Origin of the sequence: Dryocola mayonis (assembly GCF_051307045.1) — a bacterium.
GTDB lineage: Bacteria > Pseudomonadota > Gammaproteobacteria > Enterobacterales > Enterobacteriaceae > Dryocola.
In genome coordinates, this window is record NZ_CP150452.1 from 1,391,052 (window position 1) to 1,410,712 (window position 19,661).

At 53.9% G+C, this 19,661-nt stretch carries 14 protein-coding genes and 4 pseudogenes; 9 read left to right on the top strand and 9 right to left on the bottom strand.

The annotated features are described in order from the left end of the window. Window positions 1-285: 285 nt before the first annotated feature. Complete coding sequence (gene dps / locus WLO32_RS06700; RefSeq protein ID WP_435947673.1) at window positions 286-789, bottom strand: DNA starvation/stationary phase protection protein Dps; 504 nt, start codon at window positions 787-789, stop codon at window positions 286-288. A gap of 310 nt (window positions 790-1,099) precedes the next feature. After that, window positions 1,100-1,987, bottom strand: a complete 888-nt coding sequence (gene rhtA / locus WLO32_RS06705; protein WP_435947674.1) for a threonine/homoserine exporter RhtA — start codon at window positions 1,985-1,987, stop codon at window positions 1,100-1,102. Window positions 1,988-2,356: 369 nt separating this feature from the next. Between rhtA and ompX the strand changes: the two genes are divergently transcribed. Beyond that, window positions 2,357-2,863: an outer membrane protein OmpX gene (gene ompX, locus WLO32_RS06710; RefSeq protein WP_121267219.1), complete on the top strand. Its 507-nt coding sequence runs from the start codon at window positions 2,357-2,359 to the stop codon at window positions 2,861-2,863. A gap of 67 nt (window positions 2,864-2,930) precedes the next feature. Here the strand turns inward: ompX and WLO32_RS06715 are convergent, their stop codons facing one another. Together WLO32_RS06715 and mntS are read right to left on the bottom strand one after the other, a co-directional pair. Further along, on the bottom strand, window positions 2,931-4,514 hold the full coding sequence (locus WLO32_RS06715) for a sulfatase-like hydrolase/transferase (protein WP_435948257.1): 1,584 nt from the start codon (window positions 4,512-4,514) through the stop codon (window positions 2,931-2,933). 319 nt (window positions 4,515-4,833) lie between these two features. Next, entirely contained in the window at window positions 4,834-4,962 is a 129-nt protein-coding gene (mntS, locus tag WLO32_RS06720; protein WP_435947675.1) for a manganase accumulation protein MntS, read from the bottom strand. A 190-nt stretch (window positions 4,963-5,152) separates the two neighbouring features. Between mntS and mntR the strand changes: the two are divergent. The 6 genes and pseudogenes from mntR (at window position 5,153) to WLO32_RS06750 (ending at window position 12,272) form a co-directional block, all read left to right on the top strand. Beyond that, window positions 5,153-5,624 (top strand): annotated as a pseudogene (gene mntR, locus WLO32_RS06725) (manganese-binding transcriptional regulator MntR). Further along, window positions 5,625-6,743, top strand: a complete 1,119-nt coding sequence (locus WLO32_RS06730; protein WP_435947676.1) for an SLC13 family permease — start codon at window positions 5,625-5,627, stop codon at window positions 6,741-6,743. It abuts the pseudogene before it with no gap. Window positions 6,744-6,851: 108 nt separating this feature from the next. Then, a complete protein-coding gene (locus tag WLO32_RS06735; RefSeq protein ID WP_435947677.1) occupies window positions 6,852-8,006 on the top strand; it encodes an HlyD family secretion protein in 1,155 nt (384 codons plus the stop codon). 5 nt (window positions 8,007-8,011) lie between these two features. Beyond that, complete coding sequence (locus WLO32_RS06740) at window positions 8,012-9,583, top strand: DHA2 family efflux MFS transporter permease subunit (RefSeq protein WP_435948258.1); 1,572 nt, start codon at window positions 8,012-8,014, stop codon at window positions 9,581-9,583. A gap of 1 nt (window position 9,584) precedes the next feature. Then, window positions 9,585-11,115 (top strand): annotated as a pseudogene (locus WLO32_RS06745) (efflux transporter outer membrane subunit). Between the two features lie 122 nt (window positions 11,116-11,237). Beyond that, a complete protein-coding gene (locus tag WLO32_RS06750) occupies window positions 11,238-12,272 on the top strand; it encodes an aldo/keto reductase (RefSeq protein ID WP_435947678.1) in 1,035 nt (344 codons plus the stop codon). A 77-nt stretch (window positions 12,273-12,349) separates the two neighbouring features. On the opposite strand, the gene WLO32_RS06755 is transcribed toward WLO32_RS06750, so the two are convergent. After that, complete coding sequence (locus WLO32_RS06755) at window positions 12,350-13,165, bottom strand: Cof-type HAD-IIB family hydrolase (RefSeq protein ID WP_435947679.1); 816 nt, start codon at window positions 13,163-13,165, stop codon at window positions 12,350-12,352. Between the two features lie 28 nt (window positions 13,166-13,193). Continuing rightward, complete coding sequence (locus WLO32_RS06760) at window positions 13,194-14,411, bottom strand: MFS transporter (RefSeq protein ID WP_435947680.1); 1,218 nt, start codon at window positions 14,409-14,411, stop codon at window positions 13,194-13,196. A 186-nt stretch (window positions 14,412-14,597) separates the two neighbouring features. On the opposite strand from WLO32_RS06760, the pseudogene WLO32_RS06765 reads away from it, so the two are divergent. Together WLO32_RS06765 and WLO32_RS06770 are read left to right on the top strand one after the other, a co-directional pair. Next, a pseudogene (locus tag WLO32_RS06765) lies at window positions 14,598-15,078 on the top strand (TetR/AcrR family transcriptional regulator). 157 nt (window positions 15,079-15,235) lie between these two features. Continuing rightward, window positions 15,236-16,471 (top strand): MFS transporter, encoded by a 1,236-nt coding sequence (locus tag WLO32_RS06770; RefSeq protein WP_435947681.1) that lies wholly within the window; start codon window positions 15,236-15,238, stop codon window positions 16,469-16,471. Window positions 16,472-16,586: 115 nt separating this feature from the next. On the opposite strand, the gene WLO32_RS06775 is transcribed toward WLO32_RS06770, so the two are convergent. The 3 genes and pseudogenes from WLO32_RS06775 to WLO32_RS06785 all read right to left on the bottom strand — a co-directional run bounded on the left by WLO32_RS06775 (window position 16,587) and on the right by WLO32_RS06785 (window position 19,619). Beyond that, window positions 16,587-17,639, bottom strand: a complete 1,053-nt coding sequence (locus WLO32_RS06775; RefSeq protein ID WP_435947682.1) for a phage integrase — start codon at window positions 17,637-17,639, stop codon at window positions 16,587-16,589. 92 nt (window positions 17,640-17,731) lie between these two features. Beyond that, a complete protein-coding gene (locus WLO32_RS06780) occupies window positions 17,732-18,718 on the bottom strand; it encodes a hypothetical protein (protein ID WP_435947683.1) in 987 nt (328 codons plus the stop codon). 9 nt (window positions 18,719-18,727) lie between these two features. Further along, a pseudogene (locus tag WLO32_RS06785) lies at window positions 18,728-19,619 on the bottom strand (phage repressor protein CI). Window positions 19,620-19,661: the final 42 nt, after the last annotated feature.

The window sequence follows — 19,661 nt, forward strand, 5'->3', positions numbered from 1 at the left end:
ACATATTGTTTTGCAAGGATGTGGTTTTGTAACATTGCACAATAAGGGTTGCAAGTCGGTCATGATGCACTCTTATGGTGCTCCATTATGGTGCGTATTTTTGGCCGGCAGGTCGGTGGGTAGTTTTACCGCGATTCCGGGCGATAAAACAATCATTCATTAACGATTGTGTGATGTGATTATTACAGGATGGCAACTTTTGCGGCGGGGTTAAGCAATTTGATGCTCTAAAATGGTGCAGGTTTCTTCCCCGGGCGGGGAAGAAACCCTGGAAACCGCTGTCGATTATTCGATATTAGACTCGATGAACCACAGGAATTTATCCAGATCGCGGGATGCGGCGGTGAAAATATCCGCGGTATCTTCGTCTTTGGCTTCGCCGATGGCTTTACGCACGTCGTTCGCCACGATGCCGTAACGGTCCGCCAGCTCTTTTAAGTGGTCCTGAACGGTGTGAATGTCCAGCGGGTAGCTTTTCAGCGGAGTTTTGCTGTTGATGACCTGCGTGGTCCCCAGCGCTACGCCGCCAAGCTGAACGGCGCGTTCCGCCATGGTGTCCAGATGATCGGTCAGGGCAGTACGGAAGCCGTCGAGCATTTCATGGACGGCAATAAAGTTGGCACCGCGCATATTCCAGTGAGCCTGTTTGGTAATCAAAGACAGATCGATGAACTGGATGACCTGACGATTCAGCAGCTCGATGGTGGCTTTTTTCTCGCTATCCGCTACATCATTACGGGTATACAGCAGACTTGTAGATTTGGTTTTTACCAGTTTAGCGGTACTCATAATCATTCATCCTCTTGATGTGTGTTTCCTGATTTCTTACCGGGATTAAGTATAGCACCGGTTTTTAAACCTGCTGGATCAGATAATACCTATCAAACAAATAGCGACGATGAGATGGAAATCACAATAGCTATTTTTATCAGCGGGTTATGCAAAATAACTAAGATGTTTCATAAAAATGAAAATATTATGAATAACGCCGGTGAATAATTCTTATTCAGGCACGTAAATTGAAAGGAATATAAGTGGTTGATCGCCGGTTTCTTATTTCCCATACGCTGCATACGCATGGGAAATAAATTGATCCAGATTAATTTATATCGACGGTTTTTATCTGCGTTTCGCGTTTAAGCGTTAATGTCGAACCAACGGATGCCGCGATAATTGACAGCAAAGCCAGCCACTGGACCAGGGTCAGATGTTCGCCCAAAAACAGCATGCCGGAGAGCGCCGCAAGCCCCGGCTCCATACTCATCAGGGTGCCAAAAGTACGCGTCGGCAGGCGGGTTAACGCCACCATTTCAAGGGAATACGGCAGGGCGGTGGACAAAATCGCCACGCCCAGCCCCAAAGGAAGAAGCGACCAGTGCCAGAGCGCGCTTCCTGCTTGCAGGGCGCCAATCGGCACGAAGATTACCGCCGCAATCAGCGAACCGATGGCCACCGTCGCCGGGCCGTGATCGGCGCCCGCCTTCTGACCGGACAGGATATACAGCGCCCAGCACGCGCCTGCGCCCAGCGCAAAGGCGGCGCCGGTCAAATCCACGTGGGCGATATCCTGTCCAAGCGGCAGAAGGAACCACAGGCCCGTTACCGCCAGCACCACCCAGATAAAGTCGACGGCCCGGCGCGATGAAAACAGCGCTACGGTCAGCGGGCCGGTGAACTCAAGCGCCACGGCGATGCCGAGGGGAATGGTCTGAATGGACATATAGAAGAGATAGTTCATGGCGCCGAGCGATAAGCCGTAGATCAAAAGCGGCACGCGCTGCTCCGCTTTAAAGCGTAAACGCCAGGGCTTGAATACCGTGACCAGAATCAGCGTCCCTAAAGCCAGACGTATTGCCGTCACGCCCGGGGCGCCAACCAGCGGGAAAAGTGATTTGGCCAGCGACGCGCCGCCCTGAATCGAGGTCATGGCGATAAGCAGTACAACGATGGGCAGCCAAACGGGCATTTTTCGGGGAGTTAACGGCATCCTGCGTCCTGTCAGTTTATGTCGGGGTGGGTCAGGTTAAGAAAATGATCCTCAGTGTAAAGGAATAACTTATGGCTGGTTGAGTTTTCATTAAGAAAAAAAGGACTACTATGCGATGCCTTATATGTCGGTTTGCGTAAATTTCATTCAGGAAAAATCAAGAATTATCTGAATGACGATTTTATTAAACACGACAATAATTGCGCGGATTTGATGTTAAATAGTTGATATTTTAGTGACATAGCATGTAGTGGAAACGTTGTGTTACATGAAAAGATTCGTTAGACAACACGATTGTCGAAGAGTTTCTCACGCGCTTTTGTTATATTTAAATCTTAGGACTTACTTGAAGCACATTTGAGGTGGATTATGAAAAAAATTGCATGTCTTTCAGCACTGGCTTGTGTTCTGGCCGTTTCCGTAGGTACCGCAGCTGCAGCTACCAGCACCGTGAGCGGCGGCTATGCTCAGAGCGATTATCAGGGCGTTGCTAACAAAGCTAACGGCTTCAACCTGAAATATCGTTACGAAAACGACACCCCACTGGGCTATATCGGTTCCTTCACCTACACCGAAAAAGACCGCACTGAAAATGGCGTTTACAACAAAGGTCAATACTACGGCATCACTGCTGGTCCTGCTTTCCGTCTGAACGACTGGGCAAGCGTCTACGGTGTTGTGGGTGTAGGCTACGGTAAATTCCAGAGCACTGACTACCCGGCAAAATCCGACACCAGCGACTACGGTTTCTCCTACGGCGCAGGTATGCAGTTCAACCCGGTTGAAAACGTTGCTCTGGACGTTTCCTACGAGCAGAGCCGCATCCGTAACGTTGATGTTGGCACCTGGATCGCAGGCGTGGGTTACCGCTTCTAATTCACCCTGTAAGGTGAAAATAAAAATCCGCCTCAAGGGGCGGATTTTTTTATGTCCTGAACTCACCTCAATGCGACTTTGTCTCAAAGATATCGCTCTGCAGATGAGTATAGTCCACCTTCTTAAGCTTAAAGTTGGTGATCCACACGGGCCCGGCTTTCTGCTCGGAAATAAAGCTGTAGGTTGGGTTCAACCCTTTGGTTTTTATACCTGTCCAGGCCGAGAAGAAATTCAGGAAATCGTTGGCCGAACGGCGCGCTTTAATCAGGCGATGGGTTTTATCATCGCTGGAGAGCACCATAAAGGGCACCTGGAAGTTCTGCTGGAACTCATCGTCGTGCGCCAGATACTGCACTTTAGTGCCGCGCTCTTTAAAGGCCAGCCCGTGATCTGAGAAATACACCATCGAGAAAGTCTCGCCGCTGTTTTGCAGCTGCTGGTAAAGCTGCCTGAGCAGATCGTCGGTCTGCGTCATGCTGTAGATATAGCAGGACGTCTCTTTCGATTGCACAAACTCCGCGTACTTGCCTTGCGTACGGTCGCACGCCTGCGGGTGGGAACCCATCAGGTGCAGCACAATCAGCTGAGGCGTGGCGCGGCGCGTGGCCAGCACCTGCGCCGTCATCTTCAGCAGCGCTTCATCACGGGTATTTTTATCCGCCTCAAAATCACCGCTTTTCAGGAAATGCACTTCGTCTGCGCGTTTAGCAATGCTGGCGATGGCGGTGTCGTATTCGCCAATCTGCCCCTGGTTTGAGAACCACCAGGTCTGGAAACCCGCGCGGTTGGCAAGGGTAACAAAGTTATCCTGATACTGTGGCTTGCCGTCGATAACGCGGTTAAGCGTCATGCCCAGCGATTTTTGCGTGGAGCCGCTTGCGGAAACGTAATCAAGAAACAGGTTGCCGTTAACCGAACTGGCGAACGGCGTGTTATTCCAGTGGCCGCCAAAAGCGCCAAGCGCATCGCGGCGCGCGCTTTCGCCAATCACTACCACATAGGTGTGATACTTAGGCTTTACCGCCAGAACGTTCCAGGTGTCTTTCATTTTGGCAAACGCCTGCATGCGGGTTTGCTCATCAAGCACCTCCTGGTTATTCACCACCACGTCTTTAACGAAGCGCACGACCGGATAGCCCGTATCCTTAAATTTAAACACGCCGCCGTGGGCAAGGTTTTGCACCGGCGTGAGGAAAAAGCACGCCAGGCTTATCGCAAGGCACGAGCTATCAAAATTGCTCCACCCGGCTTTTGGCGTCGCTTTGCGGCGCACGGCGATATAGCCCAGCGCCAGAATAAATAACGACACCAGGTAGCTGTACCACGGGAAAATGGTCATTATCTCCGTGGACTCTTCAAAGTTGGTGGAATGCAGCGCCAGCAGGGTATTGAAATTAGGCGCGCCGTAAGCCTGCCCGAAGGGGAAATACATGGCCGCCACCAGGCTGCAAATCGCCACCGTCCCTTTTTGCAGGCGCGGCGCACGGCGCCACAGCAGCAGCAATACGCAGCTGAAAGCGACCGCATAAAGCAGGCTGAATGCATAACCTAAGGCGAAGTTAATAAGCAGGGACTGCAGGAAGTAAAAACCTGTCCACGGGTCAAGCGCGATACCGCGAGCCGTGAGGGTATCTTTAGCCGTTAAATTCATGTTTACCGAATCAACAAAACGCCATGCGAGAACCCTGGCGAAAAGGGTCAAAAACCTGCCTGACAGGCGGAAAAGAAGGGAGAAGGAACCGCATCTGCGAGCCGCTTCATGTGCAGGGCTGCAAGAAGATAGAGCGCATCTGAGAGAAGATCAACTGGTAACCCGAGCGTGTTTTGCGAGGCGGATTGCAAAACGGATAGTTTGTGGGGTTAAAGCGCAGCAGGAGAAGGCGGAAGTGAAAATAATGGAAAACAGTTGTTACAAAAAGAGGGCGCGAAAAGGCCTCAAAGACGGCGTTAAACGAAGGCAGGGCGAGTGCCTACGGCTTGGATTGTTCGCCCTGCCTGGATTTGTTGGCAACCCAGTCGCAAAACATATTCAGCAGCATTAGCCGCACCTGGAAAGGGGAGTGGGTAAACACGCTCATACACCTCTTAAACTCGTTCATAAAAAATCCTCCTGTTAGTTCTGCCACCCTTATTCCTTTAAGGGCTGACTGCATTACATACAGATATAGCACAGGCTATATTGTATAGCTATGGCTATTTCGTTAATTTTTTGTGGATGCGTGAGCGTGGTTTACAATGGGGCCTTCCGTCGTCGAAGAACGACGCCGCGCCACTGTATGAGGAAGCTCCATGAGCCGTCAGGCAGGTCAAAAGAACAGCGAAAAAGTGACGCAATTACTTAACGTTGAAGAACATGTCGAAGGTTTTCGTCAGGTGCGGGAAGCGCACCGGCGTGAGTTAATTGACGATTACGTCGAACTGATTTCCGATCTTATCCGCGAAGTGGGGGAAGTGCGCCAGGTGGATATGGCCGCGCGTCTTGGGGTTTCGCAGCCGACGGTCGCTAAAATGCTTAAACGTCTGGCAAGCCTGGGCCCTGATTGAGCAGATCCCCTGGCGAGGCGTTTTTCTCACCCAGGAAGGGGAGAAGCAGGCGCAGCTGAGCCGTGAGCGCCATCAGATTGTGGAGAACTTCTTCCTGGCGTTAGGCATCAGCCCGGAAACGGCGCGCATTGATGCCGAAGGCGTAGAGCATCACGTCAGCGAGGAAACCCTCGAGGCGTTCCGCCGCTTTACAGAGCAGAGCGGGTTTGGCCAATAAATGTTGAAAACGCTGGTCCGCCCGTTTTTGCGCGATCGTTTCCTTCATCTTTTACTGCTTATCGGAGCGGCGTGCAGCCTGGCCGTGCCCTTTCGCCCGCGCCTGTGGGCCGATGCTATCGACTGGCATACCATCATCACCCTTGCCGGGCTGATGATGCTGACCAAAGGCGTGGAGCTAAGCGGCTATTTTGACGTGCTGGGCCGCAGGATGGTAAAGCGCTTTGGCAGCGAGCGGCAGCTGGCGATATTTATGGTCAGCGCGGCGGCGGCGCTTTCCACCTTTCTGACCAACGACGTGGCGCTGTTTATCATCGTGCCGCTGACCATCACGCTGAAAAAACTTTGTTCGATGCCGGTGACCCGGCTGATTATCTTCGAGGCGCTGGCGGTGAACGCCGGTTCGCTTCTCACGCCCGTCGGCAATCCGCAAAACATCCTGCTATGGGGACGCTCCGGCCTTTCCTTTAGCGCCTTTAGCGGACAGATGGCTCCGCTGGCGGCGGCGATGGTAGCAAGCCTGCTGGCGCTGTGCTGGTTCTGCTTTCCGAAAAGGGCGCTGAACTATCGCGGGCACGACAGGATCCACGACTGGCGGCCGCGCCTGGTGTACGCAAGCGTTGCGCTGTACCTGGTGTTTATCGTTTCGCTTGAGCTCGGGCAGGAGATCTGGGGGCTGGCTCTGGTGGCGCTGGGGTTTTTCGTTGCCGCCCGGCGCATACTGTTAAGCATCGACTGGAGCCTGCTGCTGGTCTTTATAGCGATGTTTATCGACGTCCATTTAATTACCCGGCTGCCGGTGCTTGAGCATGCGCTGCAGGGAGTAAGCCAGCTTTCGCAGGGCGGCCTGTTCACGCTGGGCATTCTTCTTTCGCAGGTAATCAGCAACGTGCCCGCAACTATTCTGCTGCTGAACTACGTGCCGGCCTCCGTTGTGCTGGCGTTTGCCGTCAATATCGGCGGTTTCGGCCTGCTGCCGGGCTCGCTTGCCAACCTTATCGCGCTGCGCATGGCTAACGACCGGCGCATCTGGGTGCGGTTCCACTACTATTCGCTGCCGATGCTGCTTTGGGCGGCGCTGGTGGGATACGGTTTAGTCCGGCTGTTGGTCCAGGATTAATACCAATCGTCAGTTTTTCCTGGCAAATGTATAGCAAGCTCCTAAATTTACTAAACGGTAAATTTTTTTGTGACGCAGATAACGCGTAGCAGGACGACTGGCAAACATATGGCAGATCAAAACGACAAGCCGGATAACGGCGAAGAGCAGCAAAACAGCGGCGCTCAAAAAAACAATAATCAAAAAGACGGCAGGCAGGACGAGAACAACCAAAACGACGAAAAAAAACGCCCCGGCAAAAAGCCGCTGATTATTTTGGGCGTCGTCGTTGTAATCATGGTTATCGTGGCGGCAGTGTGGTGGTTTCTGACCCGTAATGAAGAAACCACCGACGATGCTTTCACCGAAGGTAACGCGGTGACCATCGCCCCGAAAGTGGCGGGCTACGTGACGGAATTACACGTCGGTGATAACCAGCGGGTGCATAAAGGTGACCTGCTGGTGGTTATCGATCCGCGGGATGCCGCCGCGCAGCGCGACCAGGCCCGGGCGCAGGTCGGCCTTGCGGAGTCACAGCTGCATCAGGCGCAGGCGCAGCTCGAACTGGCGAAAGTGCAGTATCCGGCCCAGCGCGATCAGGCGCTGGCGCAGGTCGCCAAAGCGGAAGCGGATTTAGCCAACGCCCGCGCGGAATACAAACGCCAGCGCGGCGTGGATCCCCGCGCCACTTCCCAGCAGAATATCGACACCGCCAGCGCGCAGCTGCGTTCAGCAGAGGCCGGCGCGGCCAACGCCCGTGCGCAGCTTGAGGTCGCAAACCAGGTCAAACTGCAAATCCGCCAGCAGGAAACCAACGTGGAAGCCCGCGCCCGGCAGGTGGATCAGGCCAAAGCCCAGCTTGAGACGGCAGAGCTGAATCTCTCTTATACCCAGGTCCGCGCGCCGTTTGACGGCTTTGTCACGCTGCGTAACGTGCAGCTCGGCTCGCTGGTGCAGGCCGGCACGGCGCTGTTTTCAGTGGTTTCCCCGGATATCTGGGTCACCGCGAACTTTAAAGAGTCCCAGCTTGAAAGAATGCGTCCTGGCAATAAGGTGACGCTCAGCGTGGACGCCTACCCGGATATGGAGCTGGAAGGGCATATCGACAGCATTCAGCAGGGTAGCGGCTCGCGCTTCTCGGCCTTCCCGGCGGAAAACGCCACCGGCAACTTTGTGAAAATCGTGCAGCGCGTGCCGGTGAAAATTGTCATTGATAAAGGGCTGGATGCGAATCATCCGCTGCCGCTGGGGCTGTCCGTCGAACCGAAGGTCACGGTCGAATGAGCGACATGGCCGCTGAGCATCACGATAACTGGAAGCCCGCCAGCAATCCGTGGGCGGTGGCGATAGTCGTCACGCTTGCGGTATTTATGGAAATTCTCGATACCACCATCGTCAACGTGGCGCTGCCGCACGTCGCGGGTTCGCTCTCTTCAAGCTATGACGAATCCACCTGGGTGCTCACCTCTTACCTGGTGGCAAACGGCATCGTGCTGCCGATTTCCGCCTTCCTGAGCCGCCTGTTCGGCCGCAAGCAGTTCTTTTTAATCTGCATCGTGATGTTTACCATCTGCTCGTTTTTGTGCGGCATCGCCACCGAGCTGTGGGAAATTATTCTGTTCCGCGTGATGCAGGGCTTCTTCGGCGGCGGTTTACAGCCTACGCAGCAGTCGGTGCTGCTGGATTACTTCAAGCCCGAGGATCGCGGCAAGGCGTTCGGGCTGTCGTCGATCGCGATTATCGTCGCGCCCGTGCTGGGGCCGACGCTCGGCGGATGGATAACCGACAACTATTCCTGGCGCTGGGTGTTTTTCATCAATATCCCGGTGGGTATCGTCACGGTGCTGGCGATTTATCAGCTGCTGGAAGACCCGCCCTGGGAGCGCAAATCTGCAGAAAAACTCACCGTCGACTGGACCGGCATCGGCCTTATCGCGCTTGGCCTCGGCTGCCTGCAGGTCATGCTCGATCGCGGCGAAGACGACGACTGGTTCTACTCGAACTTTATCCGCACCTTCGCCGTGCTGACGATAATCGGCATCATCGGGGCGATTTTCTGGCTCGTCTACGCCAAAAAGCCGGTGGTGGATTTACGCTGCATGAAGGATAAAAACTTTGCCGTTTCCAGCATGCTGATGGCGGGAATGGCCATGATTTTGTACGGCAGCTCGGTGGTGATCCCACAGCTTGCCCAGCAGGATTTGGGCTATACCGCTACCTGGTCGGGCCTTGTGCTGTCGCCCGGCGCGGTGCTGATTGTGCTGACCATTCCGCTGGTTATCAAGCTGATGCCGGTTGTGCAGACGCGCTGGATTATCGCCTTTGGCTTCAGCTGCCTTGCCGCGTCGTTTTTCTGGTCGCGCAATTTAACGCCGAACGTCGATTTTGAAACGCTGGTGCTGTTCCGCAGCGCGCAGTCCTTCGGGCTGGGCTTCTTATTCGTGCCGCTCACCACCATTGCGTTTATTACCATTCCCCGCAGGCTGAACGCCGACGCGGCGGCGCTGTTCACCATGTTCCGTAACGTGGCGGGTTCGATAGGCATTTCGCTTTCAACGGCGGCGATTACCGAACGGGCGCAGGCGCACAGCGCCCATCTCAGCACCCATATGAACCCGTTTGACGAGCAGTTTCAGCAGGCCATTAAAAGCGGCGCGCAGGCGATTCGGAACTTCACGACGCAGATTGGCGACCCGACCGGCCTCGCCACCGGACAGCTCTATAAGACGATGATTGAACAGTCGCGCATTCTCGCCTACATCGACGTGTTCACCATTCTGAGCGTCGTGGCTTTGCTGCTGATCCCATTATGTTTATTGCTTTCGCCGGTGAAGAGCGAAGGTGCTGCAGGAGCGCATTGATATGAACAGGAAAATGTGGATGACCACGCTGGCGCTGCTGGCGTCCGGCTGCGCCGTCGGGCCGGATTATCAGCCGGCCAGGCCGCAAACGCCCGCAAGCTTTAACGACGCGGCCAACCAGAACGCGCCGGGCGTGGCTTCGCGCGCGCAAACCACCGCAACCGATCCGCGCTGGTGGAAAAGTTTTCACTCCCCGCAGCTTGATAGCCTGATCGAGCGGGCCATCGCCGGCAATCTGTCCCTGCAGCAGACCGTGCTGCGCATTGCCGGATCGCGTGAGCAAATCACCCAGGCGGGCGGCGCGTTTTACCCGAGCGTTAACGGCAGCGCGAGCGTTACGCGCCAGCAGCTGGGGCTGGAGGGCGAATTAAAATCCCATGGCGTCTATGACCAGCTTAACGAGGCCGATCCTTCCCTGAACGGCGCTTTGGATCCTCTAACCAAGCCGATAACGCTCTACCAGGGAAGCTTCGACGCCAGCTGGGAGCTGGATTTATGGGGCAAGGTGCGGCGTCAGGTCGAGGCGGCGAAGGCCCAGCAGGATGCGGCAATCGAACAGCGCAACGACGCGCTGGTATCGCTTGAAGCGGAGGTGGCCCGCGCCTGGCTGCAGCTGCGCGGGGCGCAAAGCGTGATGCAGACGCTGCAAACGCAAATCGATACGGCGCAGCAGACGCTCGAGCTGACCACCAGCCGCCAGAAGGGCGGGCTGTCCCCGCAGATGGACGTGGAAAACGCGCGCGCGCAGCTTGGCAATCTTCAGGCGCAGCTGCCGCAGTATCAGGCGCAGGAACGCCAGGCGATGAACGGGCTTGCGGTGCTGCTGGGCAAGCCGCCGGGCGCGCTTGACCCGGAGCTGACGGCGAAACAGGCGTTGCCGAAGCTGCCGGATATCGTGTCCGTGGGCATTCCGGCAAACCTCGCCCGACGTCGTCCGGACGTGCGGGAAGCGGAAGCCAATCTTCATGCGGCGACCGCGCAAATTGGCGTATCCGTGGCCCAGCTTTTCCCGTCGCTTTCACTTACCGGGCAGCTGGGTTTACGTAATGACGAGTCGGGTTATTTACTCGACTGGGCCAGCCATTTTTACAGCTTCGGCCCGCAGGTTTCGATACCGATTTTCCAGGGCGGGCCGGCTGGTTTCCAGCGTGAAGGTCGCGCGCGCGCAGCAGGGCAGCGCGGTGCTGCAGTATCGTCAGACCGTCCTGACCGCCTTGCAGGATGTGGAAAACGCGCTGGTGAGCTATCGCACCGACCAGCAGCGGGAGGCGGGCCTGGAACAGACTACGCAGTCGCTGCAGACCGCGTTCGATCTGGCAAGCGACAGCTATCGCAAGGGCATCGCCACCTTTATCGACGTGCTGGACGCCCAGCGGCAGCTGGCCCAGGCCGAGCAGCAGCGCGCCCAGGCGCGGGTACAAAGCAGCATTGATTTAGTCGCCCTGTATAAAGCCCTCGGCGGCGGCTGGGAGCCGTATCAGCAGGTGAATCTGCCTGATTATTCCGTATTCGGCGACGCGCCGCGCGGCTAGATTTTTGCAGAATCGGGCAAGAAATGGGTAGAAATCCACCATTTCAGAACGGGAAAGTGGGCGTATAACTGTCAGGCCGTTGAAGAAAAACTATCTGAAACCCTGAACATGAGGTCACCACTATGCGTTATAAAAAACTTGGTAACACCGGTCTGTTTGTTTCGGAGCTATGCCTTGGCACCATGACCTTTGGTGGCGAGGGCGGCATGTGGGGCAAGATAGGCAACCTTGCCCAGTCCGACGCGGAAAAGCTGGTCGGCGGCGCGCTGGATGCGGGCATCAACTTTATTGATACCGCGAACGTTTACTCCGAAGGACGCTCGGAGATTATTACCGGCCAGGCGCTCAAAAATCTGAAGGTCCCGCGTGAAAACGTGGTGGTTGCTACCAAGGTGTTCGGCGAAACCGGCACCGGCGCAACCAACTCCCGCGGCTCGTCGCGCTACCACATCATCAACAGCGTGAAAGACAGCCTGCAGCGCCTGCAGCTCGACCATATCGATCTTTACCAGCTGCACGGTTTTGATCCGGCAACGCCGATCGAAGAAACCCTGCGGGCGCTGGATACGCTGGTGCAGCACGGGCACGTGCGCTATATAGGCGTGTCGAACTGGGCCGCGTGGCAAATCATGAAGGCGCTGGGGATTTCCGAACGTCTGGGTCTTGCGCGCTTCGCATCGCTGCAGGCTTACTACACCATCGCCGGACGCGATCTTGAGCGCGAGCTGGTGCCTATGCTGCAAAGCGAAGGCGTGGGGCTGATGGTCTGGAGCCCGCTGGCGGGCGGCTTGCTGAGCGGCAAATACGGCCGCGACGGCAAGGCCGAAGAGGGCAGCCGCCGCATCGAGTTCGACTTCCCGCCGGTCAACAAAGACCGCGCCTTCGACTGCGTGGACGTAATGCGTGAAATCGCAGAGGGCAAAGGCGTTTCCGTAGCCCAGGTCGCGCTCGCCTGGCTGCTGCATCAGCAGGTGGTCAGCAGCGTGATTATCGGCGCCAAACGGGTGGAGCAGCTTAACGATAATATCGCCGCGACGCAGATTCGCTTCACCGACGATGAGCTGCAGAAACTCGATGCCGTAAGTGAGCTGCCGCGGGAATACCCGGGCTGGATGCTGGAACGGCAGGGAGAGTATCGCCGTAACCAGCTGAAGTAGTCGTGCGGCCGGCGCTTGCCCGCCCTGCGGTTGCTTCGGGTGGGTAAGCGCCAGACGCCGCTTCTTCGCGAAGCGCTTTATTTGTTAAAAGGCGCTTCGCGCTTGAGTACTTTATCAATCACATCCAGCACGCCTTCCGCGTTGTTATGCCCGGTCTGGAAGCGTGCGACCTGCTTAATTTTGTCCGGCGCGTTCGCCATCGCAAAGCCGAAACCAGCCTGGCACAGCATCTCAATGTCGTTGCCGCCGTCGCCGAAGGTCACCACCTCGCCGTCGTGAATATTCCATTTTTCCTGCAGAATGCGCAGCCCGTTGGCTTTATGAACGCCCGGAATTATCAGGTCGATGGAGCCGTGGCCGCTGGAGACGGGCACGACGATGCCTTCGAGAATCGCGGTCAGGGAATCCATGGTATCGGCGAGTAAATCATCCGGCAGATTAAGGGCGAATTTAAAAATCACGTCGTCCGGATGGGAGAAATTATCCACCAGCGCCAGGCGATGGTAGTACCTGCCCGCCATCTGCCTGAACTCTGCGCAATAGCTGCTCAGCGTATAGCCGCTGCGCTTGCCGCAGACGATGACGGCCACGTGGGGCAGCGTCAGCAGATGGTTGATCACGGTATCGTACTGCTGTTTCGTCAGCGCGCCGTTGAAGACGTCCTCGCCTTCGCTTACCACCCAGCCGCCGTTATCCGCCACAAACGAAATCTCATGTTCGATTTCCGGGAAGAAGGATTTGAGCTGGTAATACTGGTTACCGCTGGCGACGACAAAACGAATGCCTTGCTCTTTCATCTGCCGGTACTGTTCGGCAAAACGCGCACGGTTATAGTTTTTACTGTCGTCGAGAAAAGTGCCATCCATGTCTACGGCAATTAGTTTTACACTCATCGAATCCTCCGTTGAACTACGTCATTCATTATTCTGTATCACTTGCCAGCCGGGTGCACGGCGAAGGTTTCGCCACGGCACGGGCAACCAGCGCGGCGACCACCATCAGCGCGAGCACCACCAGCATAGCAAGGCGTAGCCCATAATGTTCGCCGAGGAAGCCAAGCAGCGGCGGCCCTACGAGAAAAGCAACGTAGCCCGAAGCGGCAACCACGCTTACGCGGGTCGCCGGATCCGGCCCGGTATCGCCCGCGGCGGAAATCGTCAGCGGGAAGCCAAGGGAAGTACCCAGCCCCCATAAAATGACCGACACGCCGGCGAGGAAGGCGCTGTCGACAAAGATGATCATGCCGATGCCGAGAATGCCCATCAGCGCGCAGGCCCGTACCACCGTCACGCGGCTGTAGCGGTCGATAAACCAGCCGCCGGTAAAGCGCCCAACGGTCATGCCCAGCGTAAAGCCAACGTAGATCAGCGAGCCGGATGTCGGGCTAAAGCCATGGCCATCGACCATCAGCAGCGGCAGCCAGTCGTTGGCCGAGCCTTCGGCAAAGGCCATCGCCAGCACGATGGTGCCAATCAGCAGCAGCTGAATATCTTTATAAAAAGGCGGGTGCGGCTCGGCCGGATTTGCGGCATCGCCCGCGGGATTTTCTTTGCCGACGCCGTGCGGTATGGCGCGGATCGCAACCGCAATCGGCACGATGACCAGCAGACCTATCAGCAGCAAATGGCCGAAGGCGACGAAGTTAATGGCCGTCAGGCTCATGCCGATGCCCGCGCCCACCAGCGTGCCGAGGCTGTAAAAACCGTGCATCATCGGCAGCACGGTCTTTTTCATTAGCCCTTCGACAATGGCGCCTTCCACATTCATCGCCACTTCGGACGAGCCAAGCCCCATTCCCAGCACCGCAAGACCAAGAGCAAAGAGAACCGGCGATGAGAAGAACAAAGCGCTGCCCATACCCAGCATGCCGGCGACCATCAGCGTCATGCCGCTGCGGATAATATTGTGCGTGCCGAAGCGTTTAACCAGCCAGCCGGAGCATAAAATACCGCTCATTGAGCCGACGGAGAGGCCAAACAGCACGATGCCCATGCCGGCGGTGGACACGCTCAGCGTATCGCGGATGGCCGGGGTGCGCGTCGCCCAGGAAGCCATCACCAGGCCGGGCAGAAAGAAGAAGGCGAACAGCGCCCAGGTACGATGCAATAAGGCTTTTCTTTGGGTCGGAGCGGCAGGCATGGATGGGACCAGTAAAGTAAGACGGATGTCATTTACACTAGCAAGAATGTGTACATTTGTACATAATCCCCCACAGACTCTTTTCTCCGCCGCCGACACCGGCATTTAACAGGACTTAGCATGAGCAAAGCACCACGACGCAACGATCCTGACCGGCGCGCCCGCATTCTGCAGGCCACGCTGGATATGCTGGTAGAGCACGGCGTCAGCCATATCACGCACCGAAAGATCGCGGAAGCGGCGGGCGTATCGCTGGGATCGATGACCTACTATTTTGACGGCATCGACTCGCTGCTAAGCGAAGCCTTCACTCAGTTCGCGCTTGGTATGTCGGACAGCTATCGCGCGCGGCTTGAAAGGGCGAAAAACGCGCAGGAAGCCTGCGAGGGCCATCGTCGACATGATTTGCGGCGAGGAGATTGCCACCTCTTACAATCTGCAGGTGATGTACCAGCTTTATGCCTACGCCAATCGTACGCCGCCGCTCAAAACCATCATGCAGGACTGGATGAAGCGCAGCCAGCAGGCGTTGGAAACCTTCTTCGATCCTATTACCGCCCGCACGCTGGATGCCTTTATCGAAGGCATGACCCTGCACTACGTCACCGATCGCGAGCCGATGAGCCGCGAAGATCTTACCCGCATGGTGGCGAAGATCGTGCGCTAAATCTGGCAGGTGATTTTTTGGCGTTTGCCAGCTAGAGTGTGAAGTAGTTTCTTAACGCGAGCTTCACGCCAATGTAGTTGTTCCTTTACCGATAACCACGGCTTTAAACCGACTTTACCGTCGGCCACTTACCTGTGCTTGTTGATAAGGGATACCTATGTTTTTTCTTATTCTTCGCTGTCTGCGGAAATACCGCTGGTTTGCGCTGCTCGGCGGCGCGCTGCTGCTCTCCTCGGTTGGTAACGGCCTTACCTACGTTATCGTTTTTGGCAAGCTTCTCACGCTTGCGGCAAAACCTTCGGCGTTGACCCTGGCTTATATTCTGGCGCTGGCTCCGGGCATTCCGGGCAGCATGCTGGCGGAAAAACTGCTCAGCCGAATGCCGCTTATTCCCATTGTAATGCTGGGTGAGCTGCTCGGGTTCGGCGGACTCGTCTTCCCGCTGTGGTCTTTATACAGCGACAACCAAATTCTGCTGTTGTTAAGCCAGGCCGTAGCGGCGTTTGCCGGCGGTATGATGGTGCCCGTGCTAAGCCAGCTTCTGAAAAACGGTCTGCAATCGACAGAGCTTGCGGCGGCTTCAGGCCTGGAGACGCTGATCTTTGCGGCAAACGTAATTCTTGGCATTGGTATCGGCACGCTTCTGTACGGGCGCTTGCCCGCGCAGGCGCTCCTCGCTATGGATGCATTAAGTTTTGTCTTCGCTATTGTTCTGCTTTTTGCGGCGCATCGAACTTATCAGGCTGTCGGGCGGCAGGAGAAGACGGAGGCTGGCGGCAGGCTCAGGTGGCGCGGGCTTAATGAGATCCAGCGCCGCAGCCTGCTGTTGCTGCCCTCGCTTGCGCTGGTAGGCGCACCGGCAATGGCGCTGCTTCCCGCGCTGGCGCCGCATTTTAACGGTGAGGTTACGGATACCGGATTAATGCTGCTTTTAGCACGTAGTTTCGGACAGCTGATCGGTCCATTATTGCTCATGGAGGCGCAGCTGGCGCGCCAGAGCGGCAAACTGCATGCGCCGGTGATTTTCCTCGCGTTGTTCATCTGCTGTTATGTACTGGTTTCGATAACGCACAGGCAAGGGCTGGCAATGCTGCTGATCGTAGCGGCGCATATCTTCACTAATATCGTTTACGTCCTGGCGACGCTAAATATTATGCGAACTTTCCCCGCCGCCTTAACCGGCACGGCAATGGCGAAATCATGGCGCTTGCAGCTGACGATCACGATGATTCTACCGGTTGCGGCAGGCTTCGCTGCTGATAATTACGATCCCGCATGGGTGTTATATATCTGCTCAGGCGGCGGACTTGCGGCGGTGATGATTATGCTGGCGTTGAATCATTTTGTCAGACGCGGGAGGGAAGGTGATTTGAAGTTAAAAGAAAACAGATAATTTTTTGAATAAATAGGGTTTTCAGGCAATAAAAAACCCATTTATGTAAATGGGTTAGTGAAAACAATGAGTTATAAATTAATCAATAAGTTAGGTTAGTGGTAAGGAGTGGCGATTACGGGGCAATGCCAACCGCTGCCGCCACTTTGTCGCCATTTGGCAGAGTCGCTAACGGATTGAAGCGCAGCGCTGTTTCAAGGTGATCTGGTGCCAGGTGAGCATAGCGCATAGTCATTTTTATGTCGTGATGGCCCAAGATTTTCTGGAGCGCTAGGATGTTCCCGCCGGACATCATGAAGTGTGCTGCAAACGTATGGCGCAGGACGTGGGTAAGCTGGCCGCGCGGAAGCACGATGGAGGTTTTGTCCATCACTGACAAGAACTGGAAGTAGCAATCAGTAAAGAACTTGAAGCCGTCCAGGGCAATGATTTCCTCATACAGCTCTTTGCTGATCGGAATGCTGCGGTTCTTTTTGCCTTTGGTCCTGACGAAAGTGATTCGATACTTAGTGACCTGGGAGCGAGTGAGATTCACAGCTTCGCGCCAGCGTGCTCCGGTACTCAGGCAGATTTTAACGACCAGTGCGAGGAGGGCGCTTTGGCGTTGGCAGTCGTACAGAAGCTCTGTGATTTGTTCATGCGTCAGCCAGGCCATTTCCTTTTCGGCAATGGTGAACTTGCGCATGCTTTCCAGCGGGTTTGGTGCCGTCCATTCTCCAAGGCGGGCCAGCTCGCTAAAAACACTGCTCAGATAGCTTTGCTCCAGATTGATAGTTACCGGGCTGGCACCTTTCTTCCACTTTTCGCTAAAGTAGATTTCACCTGTCAGGCGCTTGTCACGGTAATGTGCGAACAATTTCGAGCTGAGATCAGTAGCGAAAGGGTTTCCAAGTGCATCGACCATTAGGACCAACTTATCGTAAACATGCTCGCCAGCGGTCAGGGATTTGCCGTGTAGTTTGAACCAGAGTTCAACGACGTCTTTCAGAGTCCGGCGATCTACCGATTCTCCCAGCCAGGGCTTAGCCTCTGTCTCATCCATCGTGTGGCGTTCAAAAGCTAATGCTTCGCCTTTGGTGGCGAACTGCTTACGCACACGGCGGCCACTGCGCCCGGCGGGATAGCACTCACATATCCATTTTCCTGTGTCGAGTTTTCGTACTGCCATAAAAAAAGCCCTCATGTTTGAGGGCTAAATTTAACTGTATGTTTGAACAGTGGTCAATGTTTGGTTTGGTGCAAATAATACATTACTTTCGGCTACGAGCTTGAGGATTTGTCCGGGGCTGTTTTGAGTTTTTCTTTTGCAGCTTCCCAAAGAGTCTGGATACTTGGAGGTCGCTCTGTTTGATCTGAAAACGCTGAATCCCCTGACATATTCCAATCTTTAAACACCAATACTGCATCTTCCTTAGTGGCAGTTGAGCCATAAATTTGAAGGAAAACCTGACCAAACATAAGTGCATGCCTTCGGTCTTTTCTACGAATAGACTCATGCGTGTATTTTTTAGAATTACTCAAGCAAATATACGACAACCATGAAAGTAGTGAAATTCCGATTAGACCTCTAGTGAAGAGGTAGAACAATTCAAATCCTTTAGATGTATTAAAGTCGATTGTGATATACATGGAGGTAAATGAAAATGCAACAGCAAGCACTCCAAATATACCGCCAATAGCAGCCCAAATTTTAGACATAAATATAAAGTGGTCGTCATCCGTACTTAGATCTTTTTTGACGTTTTCCACATAACCAGGAATTTTTTGGTCAATTCGCTCTTGTTGTACGCGACTTAATAACTCGTTATTAGATGCCTCTAGTTGACTGACCTTTGTTTTAAAGATTTCTAGCTGCGAGTCTTTATCACGTATAGCTGATTCGAAATTATTTGTTCGCGCTTCATTGATTACTAAGTTTTTTTCTGCACTATGAAGTTTTTTTCTAAGTATGTCTATTTCTTCCCTTAATATTAAATTATCTTCCATGTTACTATTGAAATATTCTGGGCCGCTATTGTTTGACTTGAAAAAATCTGCTATCTCTTTCTTCGATTTATGCTGCGATAGATGCTTCCAATATAAACGGCGAAACTCATCTAGATCACCTCTCTTAAGCAATTTAAAGAGGTAATCATATTGTTCAGATGATAGTATGTCTGTTGAGTTTCTCAAAAGATTAATATAGCTATTTCTGACGAATTCATTGTCAGAACTTTTTTCGTTATTTTCTTCGTTCATATCATCCATACAAAATCCTTAATCGTAATTGATGAAAACAGAATGACACTTTGCATAGATATTAAGTTCACTAAGTAGACATTCAAATGTTGAGTCTAAACCACTTACAATAACTTTTCCAATTGGTATGCGTGTGAGTTTTTTTATATGGAGTTTACCCTCAATTTCAACTAACCAATCACCGTCGGAGATCTCATCAAACCTAGTATCAGAGATATAAATTATATTATCGACTGAAATTGCAATTGGATCTTTAATTTCTTTTACTAATAAACTATTATCGATTGCAATGTGGCCCTTCCTCCTGCAACAACCCTTTAGTTAATTTTTGCTTCTTAATAAAAGATACTGAATTGGAAACATTAGAGAATTTAGGACCTTTTCCACTTGTTAACCAAAGTAGAGAGGCACCGGTTTCAAGGGCGCATTGAATTATCCAGTCGCTTGGAAATGTGTCTCGAAGGTACCTGTTCGCAAGCGTGCTTTTGGAAATACGCAAATGATCAGCCAAAGCTTGTCGAGTGGGGAAGCCGTATGCGTTAACTAATCTATCAATTGCGGCCTTCCCACCTTCGTTATTTTTAATTTCAATCTCAATTGGGAACTGTCGAATCGGTTGATCTAGAGTTGTATCTCCACTCTGTAAATGCTGTTGCATTAGAGGTAAAAACTCTTCATTAGGTGGCTCATTCGTTTTGGCAGCATCTTCTCCAGAGGACAACCATTCCACTGAAGCTCCGGTTTCTAAGTTACAAATGAGCACCCAATCTGCTGGGAAAGTATCGCGAGCATATCTATTAGCCATGGTGCTTTGTGATATGCCGAGATGGTTACAAAGCGCCTGACGCGATGCAAATCCATAGGCAGAAACTATACGTTCGATTACTTTCTGCCCACCTCGATTATTCAAAATTGAAGTTCTCAGGGTGTCGCTAACATGGCGAAATGTGTT

Bases quoted from the DNA above. Each gene is read 5' to 3' on its own strand.
- dps (WP_435947673.1), bottom strand. From the start codon at position 789: ATGAGTACCGCTAAACTGGTAAAAACCAAATCTACAAGTCTGCTGTAT.
- rhtA (WP_435947674.1), bottom strand. From the start codon at position 1,987: ATGCCGTTAACTCCCCGAAAAATGCCCGTTTGGCTGCCCATCGTTGTA.
- ompX (WP_121267219.1), top strand. From the start codon at position 2,357: ATGAAAAAAATTGCATGTCTTTCAGCACTGGCTTGTGTTCTGGCCGTT.
- WLO32_RS06715 (WP_435948257.1), bottom strand. From the start codon at position 4,514: ATGAATTTAACGGCTAAAGATACCCTCACGGCTCGCGGTATCGCGCTT.
- mntS (WP_435947675.1), bottom strand. From the start codon at position 4,962: ATGAACGAGTTTAAGAGGTGTATGAGCGTGTTTACCCACTCCCCTTTC.
- WLO32_RS06730 (WP_435947676.1), top strand. From the start codon at position 5,625: ATGTTGAAAACGCTGGTCCGCCCGTTTTTGCGCGATCGTTTCCTTCAT.
- WLO32_RS06735 (WP_435947677.1), top strand. From the start codon at position 6,852: ATGGCAGATCAAAACGACAAGCCGGATAACGGCGAAGAGCAGCAAAAC.
- WLO32_RS06740 (WP_435948258.1), top strand. From the start codon at position 8,012: ATGGCCGCTGAGCATCACGATAACTGGAAGCCCGCCAGCAATCCGTGG.
- WLO32_RS06750 (WP_435947678.1), top strand. From the start codon at position 11,238: ATGCGTTATAAAAAACTTGGTAACACCGGTCTGTTTGTTTCGGAGCTA.
- WLO32_RS06755 (WP_435947679.1), bottom strand. From the start codon at position 13,165: ATGAGTGTAAAACTAATTGCCGTAGACATGGATGGCACTTTTCTCGAC.
- WLO32_RS06760 (WP_435947680.1), bottom strand. From the start codon at position 14,411: ATGCCTGCCGCTCCGACCCAAAGAAAAGCCTTATTGCATCGTACCTGG.
- WLO32_RS06770 (WP_435947681.1), top strand. From the start codon at position 15,236: ATGTTTTTTCTTATTCTTCGCTGTCTGCGGAAATACCGCTGGTTTGCG.
- WLO32_RS06775 (WP_435947682.1), bottom strand. From the start codon at position 17,639: ATGGCAGTACGAAAACTCGACACAGGAAAATGGATATGTGAGTGCTAT.
- WLO32_RS06780 (WP_435947683.1), bottom strand. From the start codon at position 18,718: ATGGATGATATGAACGAAGAAAATAACGAAAAAAGTTCTGACAATGAA.